Below are 15,660 nucleotides of genomic sequence, written 5' to 3'. Positions count from 1 at the left end.
GCTTCGCTGCGTTAGGCTCGAGTCCCTCAGTTACGATACGAAGTGAGCCTATTTGGATTCCCGCGATTAGACTCTGTGAGTTTGAAGATCGCTAAGTATAAGAGCGAACGTGAGAAAAAACGTTTAGTTTTTCTCACGCCCGCTCTTTATTTTTTTGCTCGCTACTTTATGCTTTCAAGAAATTTGGATCTTCAAATTCTGGATTTGGGTAATGGTAGAACCCTTGACCGGTTTCTTGACCAACATGTCCAGCATCGATCATTGCTTTCAATTTATCAGCAATCCTTTGGTGAATTTCATCATGGGTTGCTTCATAGGTGTTAAGTTCCATTTGGTATGGTGTCCGGAGACCAACCATATCGAGAATCATGAATGGTCCCATTGGTGAATGAGTTGAAATCATCCAGTCCTTATCAATTGTTTGTGGGTCAGAAATATCATTAACCCATAGTTGCATTGCTGAAGCTAATAGTGGCATCAGGATTGCGTTTAGGACGTAACCGTGTTGTTCACGGTGAAGTTCGATCGGAACCATCTTAATTGCCCGAGCAAAATCGACAACTTCTTGGTAAACTGCAAGATCTGTTTGATCAGTTCCAATGATTTCAGCAACGTTAAACCGCCAAATCTTGTTAGCAAAGTGCATGTGGAGGAACTTTGCCGGACGGTCAACATAGCCAACCAATTGAGATGGAACGAATGATGAAGAGTTACTTGCAAAAACAGTCTTTTCTGGTGCTACTTTTGAGAGCTTTTGGTAGAAGTCTTCCTTGAATTTAAGTGATTCTGGTAAGGCTTCGATTACGTAATCAGCATCGGCAACGGCTTCTTTGAGGTCGGTAGTGATCGTTACAATGTTATCCAATCCTGCTTGAAACTGCTCATCTGTTAGGCCGACATCCTGTTTGTAGTATTTCCTTAATGCTTCTAGTCGGTGCTCTGCCTTATCAACGTGACGGTTATAGATTGAAACCTTAAAACCACAAAGTGCAGTTTGATAAGCAATCTGACTACCCAGTGTTCCCGCACCAGCAATTGTAATATTCTTAAATGCCATAATTTATGCCTCACTTTCTTACTTCTTGAGGAAATCTGGATCTTCAAATGCTGGGTGAGGGTAGGTGTAGAAACCGTGACCAGATTCAATGCCGTCTTCACCAGCGTCAATCTTTTCTTTTAGTTTGTCTGCAACAATCTTAAAGATTTCTTGCTTCTTGCTTTCGTAAAGGTTATTGGAAATGTTCCAAGCAGTCCGTAAACCAACATCATCAAGCATCATGAATGGGCCGACAGGTGAACCGGTAGAAATCATCCAGTCCTTATCAACCGTTTCAGGTTCAGCGACGCCCTTTACCCAAAGACTCATTGCACTAAAGAGGAATGGGATTAAGAGTGAATTCAGAACATAGCCGGGTTGTTCCTTATGGATTTCAATTGGCACCATCTTAATTGCCCGCGCAAAATCAACGACCTCTTGGAAAATTGCTGGATCAGTTTGAGCAGTCCCCATGATTTCAGCCACGTTGCACTTCCAAATCCGGTTGGCGAAGTGCATGTTTAAGAACTTTTGTGGACGATCAACAAACTTTACAAGTTGACTTGGGATCATGGTTGAGGAGTTACTTGCGAAGACAGTCTTTTCTGGAGCCTTCTTTGAAAGTTCCTGATAGAATGATTCCTTAATCTTGAGTGATTCAGGTAATGCCTCGATTACATAATCGCTGTCCTTAACAGCTTCACCAAGATCATCCGTAAAGGTAAGGCTTGCGAGGCCCTTGTCAAAGTCTTCATCGGATAGTTTTAAGTCATGCTTATAGCTATCACGAAGAGCCTCAACCCGTTTTTTAGCATCGGCAGGATTAAGGTCATATGCCGTTACAGAGAACCCGTTGAGAGCTGTTTGGTAGGCAATTTGACTACCCAGCACACCCGTACCGGCAATTGTAATATTCTTAAATGCCATATTATCAGCCTCCTATATGAGTGCATATTTATCCTACACCTTTACATTACCATAAAAGCGCTTTCATATCATTTAAAAAAGGGGGGAGGGAAATTAGTTCTCTTGTTCAACACTTATCTAATTGAGATAACTTAGTGAAACATGTTACAGCAAATGAAACGTGTTTAATCCTTATAAACCACAATTCATCAGCACTGTAAACGGTTCCAAATAATTAGTTAATAGTTTAACATAATAGCCGTAAAGAAATTATTAATTAGTTTTAAGGAGCTGTTATTTATGTCAAAGCGCGATTACATTGATACATACACATACAGTAAGGAAGAACTTCAATTCATGGTTGACCTTGGATTAAAGATTAAGGCAGCAATTAAAGACGGCTATTACCCACCACTTTTGAAGAATAAGTCACTGGGAATGATTTTTGAACAAACTTCAACCCGAACTCGAAACTCTGCTGAAGCTGCGATGACTGAATTGGGCGGTCATGCTCTTTACTTAGCACCAGGACAAATTCAGTTGGGTGAAGGTGGCCACGAATCATTAGATGACACTGGTCATGTTCTTGGTCGACTGCTTGATATTATTGGTGCACGGGTTAACCGTCATTCAGAAATTATGGACTTAGGAAAGTACTCTAAGGTTCCAGTAGTTAACTTCATGAGTGATCAAAGTCACCCAACTCAAGCACTTGGTGATTTAACAACAATTGAAGAACATATGCCAGCAGGCAAGAAGCTTGAAGATTGCAAGATCGTTTTTGTTGGTGACGCTACTCAGGTTTGTGTTTCTACAATGTACTTTGCAGTTCAAATGGGAATGCACTTCGCTCAATTTGGTCCAAAAGGTAACCAAGTTCCTGAAGAAGATCTTAAGCGAGCACAAGAAATTGCAAAAGGATCTGGTGCAACAATTGAAATTACAGATGATGAAAGCATCTTAGAGGGTGCTGACTTTATCTATACCGATGTTTGGTACGGCCTTTATGATAAGGAATTACAAAAGGATGAATACATGAAGATCTTCTATCCAAAGTACCAAGTTAACGATGAAATGTTAGCTAAGACTAATAACCCAGATGTTAAGTTTATGCATTGTCTTCCAGCTAGTCGGGGTGAAGAAGTTACTGATTCAGTTCTTGATGGTGAACATTCAATCGTTTGGGATCAGGCAGAAAACCGGAAGACTGCTATGCGGGCAATCTTTACCTACCTTCTTAATCCAAGTATGAAAGTAGCTACTAAGGCACTTGCTGACAAGTACCAAGGTGAGTTAGATGAAATGTTAGCTCATGAACCATACAAGGCAGATAAGTAATATTTACTGTTAAAACTAGTATTAAATGAATGGATGGGTGATACAAATGGAAACTAAACCGAAAAAACAATTCCGTTTGTTTGACGCCGTCTTGATGTCCGTGGTTGTTATTATGACGGTCGAGTCAGTCGCACCCGCAGCCGCCATTGGTCCATCACAATTCTTTTGGTGGATCTTCTTACTAATCTTCTTCTTCCTTCCGTATGGGTTGGTTTCTTCAGAATTAGGAACTGCTTATGCTGGTGAGGGAGGCATCTATGACTGGGTTAAACAAGCATTTGGCGATCGCTGGGGTGGCCGACTAGCTTATCTTTACTGGGTTAATTATCCACTGTGGATGGCAAGTCTTGCAGTTCTGTTTACGGGAATTGCTAATCAAACATTCCAAATCCACTTAGGCACATGGGTAACGATTATTATTCAATTAATTTTTGTCTGGGCTGTTACCTTAATTGGTAATAAGCCAGTGTCTGAGAGTAAATGGCTTACTAATATTTCGGCCATCTTTAAGATTGTTATTATTCTCTCCCTTGCCGGATTAGGAATTTATGTAGCTATTACTAAAGGGGTCGCCAATAATTACAGTGGGACTAATCTATTACCTAAGGCTAATCTCGGTAGTTTAAGTAACTTGTCAGTCATTATTTTTAACTTTTTGGGCTTTGAGGTTGTTGCAACGATGGCTGATAACATGGATGATCCAAAGCGACAGATTCCTAAGGCAACGATTTATGGTGGAATCATGATTGCAATCTTCTACCTATTAGCCGCATTTGCTATAGGGGTCGCAATTCCGACATCAAAACTTTCCGCTTCTAGTGGCTTGCTTGATACTTTCCTTGTATTAATGGGTAAAATGAATTGGTTCATTATCATGGTCGGCATAATGTTCATGTTTATCCTAATTTCAGAGATGATTTCATGGGCTTTAGGGATTAACTATGTCGCTGAATATGCTGCTAAAAATCATGATCTGCCCGCAATCTTCGGGAAAGAGGACAAGAACGGAATGCCAATTGGTGCTGGGATCGTAAATGGAGTAATTGCTTCAATTCTGTGTATTGCTGCTCCGTTCATTCCTAATCAGGATATTTTCTGGGCATTTTTCTCACTAAATGTGGTTACTTTGATTTTATCTTATGCCTTAATGTTCCCAGCATTTTGGAAATTACGGAAGAGTGATCCTAACCACGAACGGCCATTTAAGGTTCCAGGTGGAAAGGTAATGATTAATCTCTTTACTTGGATTCCAGAAATTTTGATTATTATCAGTGTTTTATTAACTATTTTGCCAACCGGAAAAGCTGACTTTGATAGTAAAATGCCAGTTTTGATTGGAACCATTATTGCCTTGATTATTGGTGAAATTATGGTTCGTGTTGCACAAAAAGGAAAAGTCAATAAATAGAAAGGAAAATGAATTATGCAAACATTAAAAAGCAGTCCTAAAAAAGATGGTTTCCGGATGCCTGGAGAATTTGAACCACACAAGGGTGTATACATTTTGTGGCCACAACGTCCCGATAATTGGCGTAACGGTGGTAAGCCCGCCCAAAAGACATTCGTTGAAGTAGCTAAGGCTATTTCACAATTTGAACACGTTACTGTTGGTGTAAATGATGATCAATACGAAAATGCATTAAATATGCTGCCAAATAACGTCGAGGTTGTTGAAATCTCTAACGATGACTCATGGGTTCGTGACTGTGGAGCAACCTTTGTTAAAAATGATAAGGGTGACATGCGAGCAGTTGATTGGCACTTTAATGCTTGGGGTGGCTTAGTTGATGGTCTTTACTTCCCTTGGGATAAGGACGATCGAGTAGCCGCTAAGATGGCTGAACTTGAAGGCGTAGATCGTTACCGCCTGAATGACTTTACTCTTGAAGGTGGTTCAATCCATGTTGATGGTGAAGGAACGTTAGTAACGACTGAAGAATGTTTACTTTCAGATGGGCGGAACCCACAGCTCTCTAAGCAGCAAATCGAGGAAGTCCTTAAGGAATACCTCAACTTGGATAAGGTTATTTGGCTTCATAAGGGAATTTACCTTGATGAGACGAATGGTCACGTCGACAATATCTGTAACTTTGTTGAACCAGGTCACGTTGTTCTTGCTTGGACGGATGACAAGAGTGATCCGCAATACGAAATTTCCCGTGAGAACCTAGAAATCCTTGAAAATTCAACTGATGCAAAGGGACGGAAGATTAAGGTTACTAAGCTTTACGTTCCAAAGCCAGTTAAGATTACCAAGGAAGAATCAGAGGGTGTTGATGCCGTTGATGGTACTCTTCCGCGTCAAGAAGGTGACCGTTTGGCTGCATCCTACGTTAACTACTACACTGCCAATGGTGGTATTGTCTTCCCGATGTTTGGTGATCCAAACGATGAAAAGGCGCGTGAAACATTGCAAGCTTGTTACCCAGACCGGAAGATTGTTGGCGTACCTGCTCGTGAAATCCTTCTAGGTGGCGGTAATATCCACTGCATTACGCAGCAAGTACCTAAAGAATAGTAAATAATCAAAAAAGCTATCGTGTTCGTTGAGACACGGTAGCTTTTTACTTACATCTTAGCCTTAAAATTGAAATCTCGGCCACCATAATTTTCAATGTATTGGTACAGGATCAGTTCCATAATTGCAATAACGGAGATTCGGGAACCAATGTCGGTATCATTAACGGTAATTTCATCGGTAAAAAGATAGAAATTAATATCACTCAGGTTTTGGATAGTATTGTTATCGGCTCCAGTGATAGAGACGATCAAGGGGGAGATTCCTTTACGGATTAGATCGTTGATTAGCCGAATAAATTCCTCGTTCTCGCCATTAAAACTCATAATAAAGACGAGCGAATTATCGTTAATTTCTTGCTCAGCGAGTCGACGGTAGTCCTTATCTTGTGGAAAACTAACGCTAAATCCAGACATTGAGTAAAGGTATTTAATGTATTCAGTCAGGTGTTTTGTGGTGTCCTTGGAGAAAAGAAAGATCCGGGGATGCTCAGCAAGCTTATCCGCAATCTTCTTTAGTTGTTCAGGCTTCAGAACCCGGATCGTTTCTTCAATATTTTTGGTATATTCTGTTCGATAGTCAGTTTGGGGAACAGTGAAAGGGCTGCTTTCCCGTTCATGGTTATTCATTAGGGTAAATTTAATAACTGTTGTAAATTCACTAAACCCAGAAAAACCAATTTTACGGACGAACCGAAGAAAGGTTGCCGTGGAAACGAAGGCTATTGAAGCAACCTCACGAATGCTACAACCATTAATCTTTTCCATATTTTGAACAACAAAGTCGAATAAGTGGTGCTCATTTTCTGTTAATTCTTTTAAATGTGGTTCGACAATGCTAAAAAAATCCATATTACCACCTCACTAAGGCTTCGGAATACTGTTAACAATCGTATGAAGGCCACCGCCACCGATTAGAATTTCACGGACAGGAAAGCCAATAATCTTTCGGCTAGGGAAGAGAGCTTCGAAGACCTTTTGAGCTTTTTGATCTTGAGGATCATCAAATAAGGGATAAATGATTGCTCCGTTGATGGTAATGTAGTTTACGTAAGTAGCCGTTAAACGTTGGCCAACGGCTCGTGGCATTAATCCTTTGACTAAGTCAATTCCCTCTGTTTCTTCTTTTGTAAGGCGTTGGATTGCGGGAATAGGTAGTTTGTGAATTTTAAAGCGGCGCTCATGGGCATCGGTTTCTTTTTCCAAAACTTGGAGAGCATCATGACAGGCCTCGTAAAGTGGATCCGTCGTATCGTCAGTCCAGGTTAAAACGATCTCTCTCGGTTTGACAAAATTAACCATGTTATCAATGTCGCCACCAGTTTCATCTAAAAAGTAGCCGTGTTTTAACCAGATAATCTTTTTGGCTCCAAGATATTCTTTGAGGATTGCTTCCATAAATTCTTTGCTGGGGTTTTGATTGCGATCTTCAGCGAGCAAAACGTCTTCGGTAGTAATGATTGTCCCCTCACCATCCGTAATGATTGAGCAGCCTTCAAGGACCGTTTTTTCGGAGTAATAATCGATCTTTTCTAGATCGGCAACCTTACCAGCCAATTGATCATCGTAGTCCCAAGGAAAGTAAAGGCCGTCGATTAATCCACCCCAAGCGTTAAAGCTAAAGTTAACCGCTCGTAATTCATGGCCACGATTGATATAGATCGGGAGAACATCTTTAGCCCAAGCGTCATTACTACTCATTTCAACCACTCGGGCGATCCCAGATAGCTTTTCCTTTGCATTAAGATATTGATCTTCGTTAACGAGCATGGTGACTGGTTGGAATTGACTAATGATTCTAGCTAATTCCGTAAATGCCTTCTGAGCAGGTTTACCACCATTGCGCCAATTATCCTGTCGCTCTGGCCAGATCATAAACGAGGATTGTTGACGCTCAAATTCGGCGGTAGCTTGGTAGTGATCAAGACGGGGTGTTGAATTGTTAATTATCATTATGCGATCCTTCTTTAATTAAGAATTGTGACTGTGATTTAAGAACTTCTTCTGTAATCCCACGCTATTTCGCGGCCAGAAGACGCCATCTGTATAGCCTTGAATATGGGGGTCGTCACTGGTTTTATCAAGCCGGTATTGTCCCCAGGTACAGTAGAGGAGACTTTGCTCGATCCCAATAAAATGGCGATTGAGCTTTTTTGCTGTTACGAGGCTTGAGCCAGCGCCGGCAAAGGGATCAAGAATTAAATCTCCGGGGTTAGAACTAGCTAGGATAACCTTTGCCATTAATTTTTCCGGCTTTTGGGTAGGGTGATTGGTATTTTCGGGCATTGACCAGTAGGGAATTGAGATATCATCCCAGAGGTTGCTTGGCATGGTGTCGCGGAAATTACCAGCCTTAGTTGCTTGCCAATCTTTGGCGTGACCGTTTTCTTTGTAAGGTGCAATTACTTGCCGCCGTTGCTTAACCTGATTGACGTTAAAGGTATAATCATGTGGCTTAACGGTTAAGAACCAAATATCTTCGGAACTATTTTTCCAGTTGGTTAAGGCGCCACGCCCCTTTTCCCGTTGCCAAGTAATCCGATTCTTAATCGTAAAGTATTTCCCGAGAACCGGAGCCAAAGCAATGCTCGTTTGCCAATCAGCAAAGACGTAGACGCTTGCAGTAGCCTTTAGCAGTGGTTGCAATTTTTGAATCCACTGCTCAGTGTATTCTTGATATTCGGCTGTCTTCATTTGCTTAAATGTCATTCCATCATACTTCTTGTTCAGGTTGTATGGTGGATCAATGAGAGCGAGGTCGATTGAATTGGCGGGAAGCTGGCTCATGATTTGGAATGAGTCACCATTAATTACCTTATCTGTGACTTGGCGTAGTGATAAGGGATCCTTTTTTTTAACATGAATAATTTTTGCTAAGACATCCGCTGGGGCATCATCTAAGCTAAAGTCAATTGTTTTGTTCCGCTTTGATTTCAAATTGCTCACTCCCAAATAAGTACAAGATTATAGCTACATTATACAAGATCATTTGTCTGAATCTTGATTTTTCACCGGAAAAAGGCTTAAAATAGCTGGTAAATAAGTAGTGCGAGTTAAAGCGAGAGACGGGCGGTGCAAAGGTCTCCAAAGCACGAACTGGTTACAATTAAAGTAATTTGAGTGGCAGCAACTTTGCTGCAATTTAGGTGGTACCGCGCAAGAATGCGTCCTATTAGTTGAGATGGCTAGTAGGGCGTTTTTAATTTAAGGAGGAATTGTTATGGCTGAAGAAAAGAAACACGTATTGTTAACTGGTGACCGGCCAACCGGAAAACTTCACATTGGACACTATGTTGGATCATTAAAAAACCGGGTTCGTTTGCAAAATACTGGTAATTACGATCCGTTTATTATGATTGCGGATCAACAGGCATTGACTGATAATGCTCGAGATCCTGAAAAGATCCGGAAGAGTTTGCACCAAGTGGCACTTGATTACTTAGCGGTTGGAATTGACCCAAAAAAGTCAACAATTTTTGTTCAATCACAGATTCCTGCTTTAAGCGAACTGACAATGCACTACCTTAACTTGGTAACAATTGCTCGTTTGCACCGTAATCCAACAGTTAAAACTGAAATTAAACAGAAAAAGTTTGGCGAAAGTGTTCCGGCTGGTTTCTTTATTTACCCAGTAAGTCAGGCTGCGGATATCACTGCTTTCAAGGCTGATACGGTTCCGGTTGGTGATGACCAAGAACCAATGCTCGAGCAAACTCGGGAGATCGTTCGTTCATTTAACCGGATCTATAACGAAGAGATCCTGGTTGAACCACAGGGTGTTTTCCCGCCAAAGGGTGAAGGACGGATTCCAGGTCTTGACGGTAATGCCAAGATGAGTAAGTCACTTGGAAATTGCATTTACCTTTCTGATGATGCTGACACCGTTCAAAAGAAGGTTATGTCAATGTACACTGACCCAACCCACATTAAGGTTAGTGATCCAGGGCATGTTGAAGGAAACACCGTCTTTACCTATCTTGATATTTTTGACCCAGATAAGGAAAAGGTTGCCGAATTAAAGAAGCAATACCAAGCCGGTGGTCTCGGCGACGTTAAGATTAAGCGTTACTTAAACGACGTCCTCGAAGCAGAACTTGAACCAATCCGTAAGCGCCGTGAAGAATACGCGAAGAACATTGATTACGTTGACCAAATTCTCCAAGAAGGATCCGCCCACGCTAACGAAGTCGCCAACCAAACCCTCAAACAAGTCCGCGATGCGATAGGGATTAATTATTTTGATTAGAGAGTGCGAGCCGCGACGGACTAGCCACCGAGTACTAAGGGATCCCGGACGATGATTGCTTGACAATCAAGGACGGGATAGTTAGACGGAGGTGGCGGTCGCGGCGAGCAGTTCTTGGCTCAGTTGCAGTAGCACGTTAGCTCTAGCCCCAATAACCCTAACCTACACACAAACTCCCGCCCAGATGCAAAAACATCCGAGTGGGAGTTTGTTATTTATGGAAGCCTTTTGGAAAGTTGTTTCGACTATGTTGCAGTAGCTAAGTTAGTTCGCAGACGAAATCAGTAAATCAATTTCTGGTTCACTCCAACATAATAGTAGATAACATGGTATCATTAAGTGGATATTAAATTTCGCTTTTTTCTAAATAAAAATACAAATTATCGGAGGTGAAAATGGTGGAAGAAAACCTCGCGATTGTTGATCTCGGTTCTAATTCGACAAGGATGGCAATTACCGAAATTGCACCTGATGGTCGTTTTCGTGAAATTAAACGGGTGAAGGAAAATACCCGTCTTTCAGAAGGAATGGGCCGGGAGAAAATGCTTCAGAAAAATGCAATGGACAGAACGATTAGTGCATTGAAGCGTTTCAAGAAGATTTATTCAGCTGTTCCTAACATTCAAGTGCGGGCTATTTCAACGGCAGCGGTTCGCCAGGCGCGAAACCGTCAGGAATTCTTGAATCGGGTCGAAAAAGAAGTCGGTATCCACTTGCAAGTCCTTTCAGGGAAAAAAGAGGCATATTACGATTACTTGGGCGTTATTCGAACGCTTAAGCTCAACCACTGTTTGATTTTGGATGTTGGTGGAGCAAGTTGTGAACTGATTTTAGTTCAACAGCGGCGTGCCCGAAACTTAACCTCTCTTCCAGTTGGGGCGGTTAACCTCTCTGAACAATTTCGTCTAGGAGGCTATGTTCGGTCAGCCGATCTTTTTCGTGCACAAGTATCTGTGAACGAGCGGTTAACTAAGATCCCGTGGCTCCGCTATTCTACTCGGGTACCAATTGTCCTTTTAGGTGGTGCTAATCGGACATTAGCGCGAATGACTCGAGCATACCATCACCACGGTCGCCGTCGCCCTTCAGGTTCAATTCATGGCTACCAACTATCTTCACGGGTAGTCTTTGCAACCTACCGGGAACTATTGAACAAAAATCTTGCTCAGCGAAAGCGGATGCCAGGATTGGAACCAGAACGGGCTGATATTATTGTTGGCGGAATGTTACCACTGGTTTCCTTGCTTCAACGGAATAGCGATGGTCGAGTAATCTTTTCTGAAAGTGGTGTTCGTGAAGGAATTATCACCGAGTATGTTAACCGAAGGAAGAGAAATCATGAGTAATGAACATTGGTCACATGGCTTTTATCGATTAACACCAGAACAGCGTCGGCAGATCTTAGCTGAACACTATCAGCTTTCACAAGCGGATCAGGAATACCTGGCTAATCATGCGACTGCCTTGGGAAATGATTTAGTAGAAAACTATATTACTGATTACTCGTTACCTGAGGGTGTTGTTACTGGACTGGTAGTTAATGGAAAGAATTATACTTTGCCGTTGGTTGTGGAAGAACCATCAGTAATTGCAGCAGCTAACAATGGTGCCCAACGAATCGCAAAGTCTGGTGGCTTTTATGCCGAGGAACCTTCGCGAGCCTTAGTCGGTCAAGTTGTGATTGATCACGTCCAAGATCCGGCTGCAAAGGTCGCATGGTTAAAGAATCAAGAAGCTAAGCTGATCGAAATTGCGAATGCAGCGCACCCGTCAATGGCAAAACGTGGTGGTGGTGCTAAGCAAGTACGAATCCGCCAGGTTGGTCGTTTTATTAGTGTTGATCTTTTGATTGATGTTTGCCAAGCAATGGGGGCTAACACGGTTAATACAATGGCAGAAGCAGTCGCTCATTACTTGAGTGAGAATGGCAATAATGTTGTTACCGCTATTTTAAGTAACTATGCTACTGATAGTTTGCAAACAGTAACTTGTAAGGTTGATTATCCAGCCCTTGCTACCAAACAGATGGATGGAGAACTGGTTGCAAAGCGGATCGCGGACTTAAGCGACTTGGCGCAAGTTGATCCATATCGGGCAGCAACCCACAATAAGGGAATTATGAACGGAATTGACGCGGCAGTGATTGCTAGTGGCAATGATTGGCGGGCAATTGAAAGTGGTGCCCATGCATTTGCAAGTCGTGACGGCCATTATCGCGGATTAAGTACGTGGCAGGTCACAAACAGCCAACTTGAGGGTAAGATGACTCTCCCAATGCCGGTCGGGGTTGTTGGTGGCTCAATTGGTCTTAATCGGTTGACTAAGTTAAATTATCGATTAAGTGGCATCAAGTCGTCACAAGAATTAGCCGCGGTAATCGTTAGTCTTGGTTTAGCTCAGAACCTTGCAGCAATCCGAGCATTAGCAACAACAGGGATTCAAGCAGGACACATGAAACTCCAATATCGTTCCCTTGCGATTAGTGTTGGTGCTAAACAGGCAGAGATTGATCCACTAGTAGAAAAACTAAGTCAGCAGTCACACGTTGATCAAAAAATTGCTAAACAACTCTTAGCAACGATCCGGAAAGGAGACTCTCAATGAGTGAAGAACAAACAATTAAATTAAACGATGCTAATAAGGCCCTACTTGATCAGGTTAATGAACTGTATCCAGAAGGTTCAGTATTCGTTCAATTTAAGGGTGAAAAGTCGGGCTATGTCCGTCACGATCAGGCAACTCAACAAACTATTCCTGGGGCATTGATAATATTAGTCACTGACTTAACCGAGCCAAACTATACTGCATCGCACGAACTACTCCATTTATTGATGCTTCTTCGTGGTTTCCCACAAATCTTCTTCCAATTATCCCTTGGTGATCGGGAATTGGATGAGCAAATGATGATTATGTCAACAGACCTATATAACGTTGCAATGCACCGGGTTGTAGTAGCAGAGCAACGCAAGCACGATTTAATTAATGAGAAGATCGAGGAAGAGTATCTAAAGGGAATTGAGCACACCCTAACCCCAGAAAGCGAAGATGACGACGAACGTGCTTTACGCCTATTAACACTCTTAGATGCCTTAGTATTCTTTGGTGATCACTTGCCAAAATACGAAGATCGGTTGCAAGCTAACTATCCAACTGCTTTTGTAGCTGCCAAAAAAATCTATGCTGAAATTACAAAGAAGCCGGTTAAAAACGCCTTTGATATGTGGCGATCAATCGTAAAGGTTTATTCTTTGTATGATCAGCAAATGGAAGCATGGGGCTTACCAGCTTTGAATAACGATAAGTTCACGACCCTTTCACCAGTTCTTAGTGAGCGGCAACTCAGGCTTGAGGTTCGTCAGGTTTTTGAAATTTTTAATTCGGGGATGAAGGACCGGAAAACTGGTAAACCAGCTTATGTCGGTTTACGGCGTAATATCGGTCAGAACTCATTCACTACAGCAAAACATTCTCCAGAAGAATTCAAAAAGATTTATGATCAACCAGTAAAGGAATTTTTAGAAAAGAACCATATTCCATATATCATAAGGAAGTAATTTGATGGAACAAGCAGTACAACAATTATTTGATGATGCTCAACGGATTGTCTTTTTGACGGGAGCGGGAGTTTCAACCGCTTCAGGTATTCCGGACTTTCGGTCTGCTAACGGACTATATACAAAAGATCGGAATGCGGAATACTATTTGAGTCACCGGTACTTTGTAAGCGATCTAGAAGGATTTTATAATTTTTGTAAGGATAACCTGTATTTTCCTGATGCAAAGCCAAATATTATTCACCAAAAGCAGGCTGCATTAACTAAGCAAGATCGGGCAACCGTTATTACTCAAAATATTGATAACTTGTATGAAGAAGCGGGAACAAAGCACCTGATTGACTTTCACGGGAACCTCTTCAATGTGTACTGTGAGAAATGTCATGAAACAGTCCCTGTTGCAGAGTACTTGAAGAGCCGACTTCACCAAAAGGATGGCGGTGCATTGCGCCCTGACATTGTTCTTTATGATGAGGGGATTAAGCAGGAAAATATTATTAACTCTGTTCGGGCAATGCAGGCGGCAGATTTGGTTGTAATTGTTGGGACTTCAATGAAGGTTTATCCATTTGCCGGTCTTCTCGAATACCGTAACCCAGCGGCAAAGGTCTTGGCAGTTAACCAGGAAGCCCTTCAATTACCGTGTGATTTTGAAATGGTCCAAACCGACGCGACGAAGTTCTTTGCGGAATTGAAAGTTAACTAAAAAAGAAGCTGCCGTGCGTAAATCAATGAGATGAAACGCAATCTAGCAGCTTCTTTTTTATTATATTGTGGTAAATAATTACTCGAAGAAGATCACTTTGCCAGCGACCTTAAATGGCATCCCCTGATGACGTTTTTCGCTACCACTCTTTTTTAGTGAAAATACGTTACGAATAGTTTTTGTAGTTAATGACATTATGATCGCTCCTTTCATTTTTTGGACCATTAATTGTTTCCACCATCAAGATATCATGAAAGATCCCAAATTGGAACATCTCTAAGAAACCGTCTCATTTCTAAATTGTCGCTTTTTGCATATTCTGCGTGAAAATAAGTCAGATCGTGCATAAAAGTCATTAAGACGGCTCTGGATAGCCGGAATAAATGAGTATAAATTTATTTTCGAGAAAATAAGAAATTGCTGAGAATAACGGAGGAAAGAGCAAATGAAGATTACGATGGGTCTAACAACCTGGACGGAGCACCCGGCGTTAATAAATAATGAGCAGCGTCCTGTGACCTTAAACGAATATGCTCAACATATGCCAACGGTTGAAGTCGATACTTTTTTCTATGCTTTACCTCAAATGTCGACGATTCGGAATTGGCTTTCACAGGTGCCGAGCGAGTTTCAATTTATCATTAAGGCCCACCAGGGGATGACCCTTCATCAGCGAAACCAGGAGAAGGGTGAATTGGCATTGCTTTTTCAGCAGTACCGACGAACCATTTCACCATTAATTGCCACGGGCCAGCTAAAGACAATTTTGTTTCAGTTTCCACCGTATTTTGACTCGGCGGTGAAAGATATTGAATATTTGAAACTGATCCGTGATTGGATGGGTGACCTACCGATTGCAATTGAGTTACGAAATAATTCTTGGTACCGGCCGGGTGTTATTGATTCATTGATTTCGTATTGTCGGGACCTTAACTTTACCTTGGTGGCTGCCGATGAACCACACGATACGGTAACATCTGTACCCTTTCACCTGGCAACGACGAACCCAAAATTGGTAATGGTTCGTTTACATGGTCGTAACCGAAAAGGCTGGGACAACGCTGGAAAAGAATGGCGGAAGACACGGACACTTTACCGTTATTCAAGTGAGGAATTGGTTTCCTTTGCTCAACAGATCAAGCAGCTTGAGCCAAAGCCAGAGGAACTCTGTGTTATTTTTAATAATAATTCTGGCGGTGATGCGGCACCGAACGCTCTCCAGTTGCAACAACTAATGGGGGTTAAGTTTACGGGACTTGCTCCCAAGGATCCACAACAGCTCGATCTCTTTTGAGCTTGGAGTGGGTTGCGGATAATGCTATACTTAAGGTTAATTAAAATTAGGAATTAGTTAGAA

At 41.9% G+C, this 15,660-nt stretch carries 14 protein-coding genes; 9 read left to right on the top strand and 5 right to left on the bottom strand.

Annotated elements, in window-relative coordinates; genetic code table 11:
- Nucleotides 1-166: 166 nt before the first annotated feature.
- Together LKJ51_RS02205 and LKJ51_RS02200 are read right to left on the bottom strand one after the other, a co-directional pair.
- Nucleotides 167-1,057 carry a 3-hydroxyacyl-CoA dehydrogenase gene (locus LKJ51_RS02205; RefSeq protein ID WP_291978750.1) on the bottom strand — a complete coding sequence of 297 codons (891 nt, stop codon included), beginning with the start codon at nucleotides 1,055-1,057 and terminating at the stop codon, nucleotides 167-169.
- A gap of 18 nt (nucleotides 1,058-1,075) precedes the next feature.
- Nucleotides 1,076-1,963 carry a 3-hydroxyacyl-CoA dehydrogenase gene (locus LKJ51_RS02200; RefSeq protein WP_291978751.1) on the bottom strand — a complete coding sequence of 296 codons (888 nt, stop codon included), beginning with the start codon at nucleotides 1,961-1,963 and terminating at the stop codon, nucleotides 1,076-1,078.
- 279 nt (nucleotides 1,964-2,242) lie between these two features.
- Between LKJ51_RS02200 and ptcA the strand changes: the two genes are divergently transcribed.
- Genes ptcA through aguA (LKJ51_RS02185) form a run of 3 tightly spaced genes read left to right on the top strand, consistent with a single transcriptional unit; the run spans nucleotide 2,243 to nucleotide 5,798 of the window.
- Nucleotides 2,243-3,280 carry a putrescine carbamoyltransferase gene (gene ptcA, locus LKJ51_RS02195; RefSeq protein ID WP_291978752.1) on the top strand — a complete coding sequence of 346 codons (1,038 nt, stop codon included), beginning with the start codon at nucleotides 2,243-2,245 and terminating at the stop codon, nucleotides 3,278-3,280.
- Between the two features lie 46 nt (nucleotides 3,281-3,326).
- Entirely contained in the window at nucleotides 3,327-4,688 is a 1,362-nt protein-coding gene (locus LKJ51_RS02190) for an APC family permease (protein WP_291978753.1), read from the top strand.
- A gap of 15 nt (nucleotides 4,689-4,703) precedes the next feature.
- On the top strand, nucleotides 4,704-5,798 hold the full coding sequence (gene aguA / locus LKJ51_RS02185) for an agmatine deiminase (protein ID WP_291980078.1): 1,095 nt from the start codon (nucleotides 4,704-4,706) through the stop codon (nucleotides 5,796-5,798).
- Between the two features lie 50 nt (nucleotides 5,799-5,848).
- Here aguA (LKJ51_RS02185) and LKJ51_RS02180 read toward each other — a convergent pair whose 3' ends face one another.
- Genes LKJ51_RS02180 through LKJ51_RS02170 form a run of 3 tightly spaced genes read right to left on the bottom strand, consistent with a single transcriptional unit; the run spans nucleotide 5,849 to nucleotide 8,734 of the window.
- Nucleotides 5,849-6,649, bottom strand: a complete 801-nt coding sequence (locus LKJ51_RS02180; RefSeq protein ID WP_291978919.1) for a MurR/RpiR family transcriptional regulator — start codon at nucleotides 6,647-6,649, stop codon at nucleotides 5,849-5,851.
- A gap of 12 nt (nucleotides 6,650-6,661) precedes the next feature.
- Nucleotides 6,662-7,750, bottom strand: coding sequence for an agmatine deiminase (aguA, locus tag LKJ51_RS02175; protein ID WP_291978920.1), 1,089 nt, complete (start codon nucleotides 7,748-7,750; stop codon nucleotides 6,662-6,664).
- Nucleotides 7,751-7,768: 18 nt separating this feature from the next.
- Nucleotides 7,769-8,734 (bottom strand): DNA-methyltransferase, encoded by a 966-nt coding sequence (locus LKJ51_RS02170; protein ID WP_291978921.1) that lies wholly within the window; start codon nucleotides 8,732-8,734, stop codon nucleotides 7,769-7,771.
- A gap of 283 nt (nucleotides 8,735-9,017) precedes the next feature.
- On the opposite strand from LKJ51_RS02170, the gene trpS reads away from it, so the two are divergent.
- From trpS to LKJ51_RS02140, 6 genes are all read left to right on the top strand, one after another.
- On the top strand, nucleotides 9,018-10,043 hold the full coding sequence (gene trpS, locus LKJ51_RS02165) for a tryptophan--tRNA ligase (RefSeq protein ID WP_291978922.1): 1,026 nt from the start codon (nucleotides 9,018-9,020) through the stop codon (nucleotides 10,041-10,043).
- 395 nt (nucleotides 10,044-10,438) lie between these two features.
- A complete protein-coding gene (locus LKJ51_RS02160; RefSeq protein ID WP_291978924.1) occupies nucleotides 10,439-11,389 on the top strand; it encodes a Ppx/GppA family phosphatase in 951 nt (316 codons plus the stop codon).
- Nucleotides 11,382-12,647, top strand: coding sequence for a hydroxymethylglutaryl-CoA reductase, degradative (locus LKJ51_RS02155; RefSeq protein WP_291978926.1), 1,266 nt, complete (start codon nucleotides 11,382-11,384; stop codon nucleotides 12,645-12,647). Before LKJ51_RS02160 ends, LKJ51_RS02155 begins: the two co-directional genes overlap by 8 nt.
- On the top strand, nucleotides 12,644-13,597 hold the full coding sequence (locus LKJ51_RS02150; protein WP_291978928.1) for an IpaB/EvcA family protein: 954 nt from the start codon (nucleotides 12,644-12,646) through the stop codon (nucleotides 13,595-13,597). Before LKJ51_RS02155 ends, LKJ51_RS02150 begins: the two co-directional genes overlap by 4 nt.
- Before the next feature lie 4 nt (nucleotides 13,598-13,601).
- Nucleotides 13,602-14,303, top strand: a complete 702-nt coding sequence (locus LKJ51_RS02145; protein WP_291978930.1) for an NAD-dependent protein deacylase — start codon at nucleotides 13,602-13,604, stop codon at nucleotides 14,301-14,303.
- Nucleotides 14,304-14,748: 445 nt separating this feature from the next.
- Nucleotides 14,749-15,597 carry a DUF72 domain-containing protein gene (locus tag LKJ51_RS02140; protein ID WP_291978931.1) on the top strand — a complete coding sequence of 283 codons (849 nt, stop codon included), beginning with the start codon at nucleotides 14,749-14,751 and terminating at the stop codon, nucleotides 15,595-15,597.
- The last annotated feature ends 63 nt before the right edge of the window (nucleotides 15,598-15,660 follow it).

The organism is Limosilactobacillus sp., assembly GCF_022651205.1.
Classification (GTDB): Bacteria; Bacillota; Bacilli; order Lactobacillales; family Lactobacillaceae; genus Limosilactobacillus.
The sequence above is the reverse complement of the archived record's forward strand: the minus strand, read 5'-3'. Positions and strand labels throughout refer to the sequence as shown.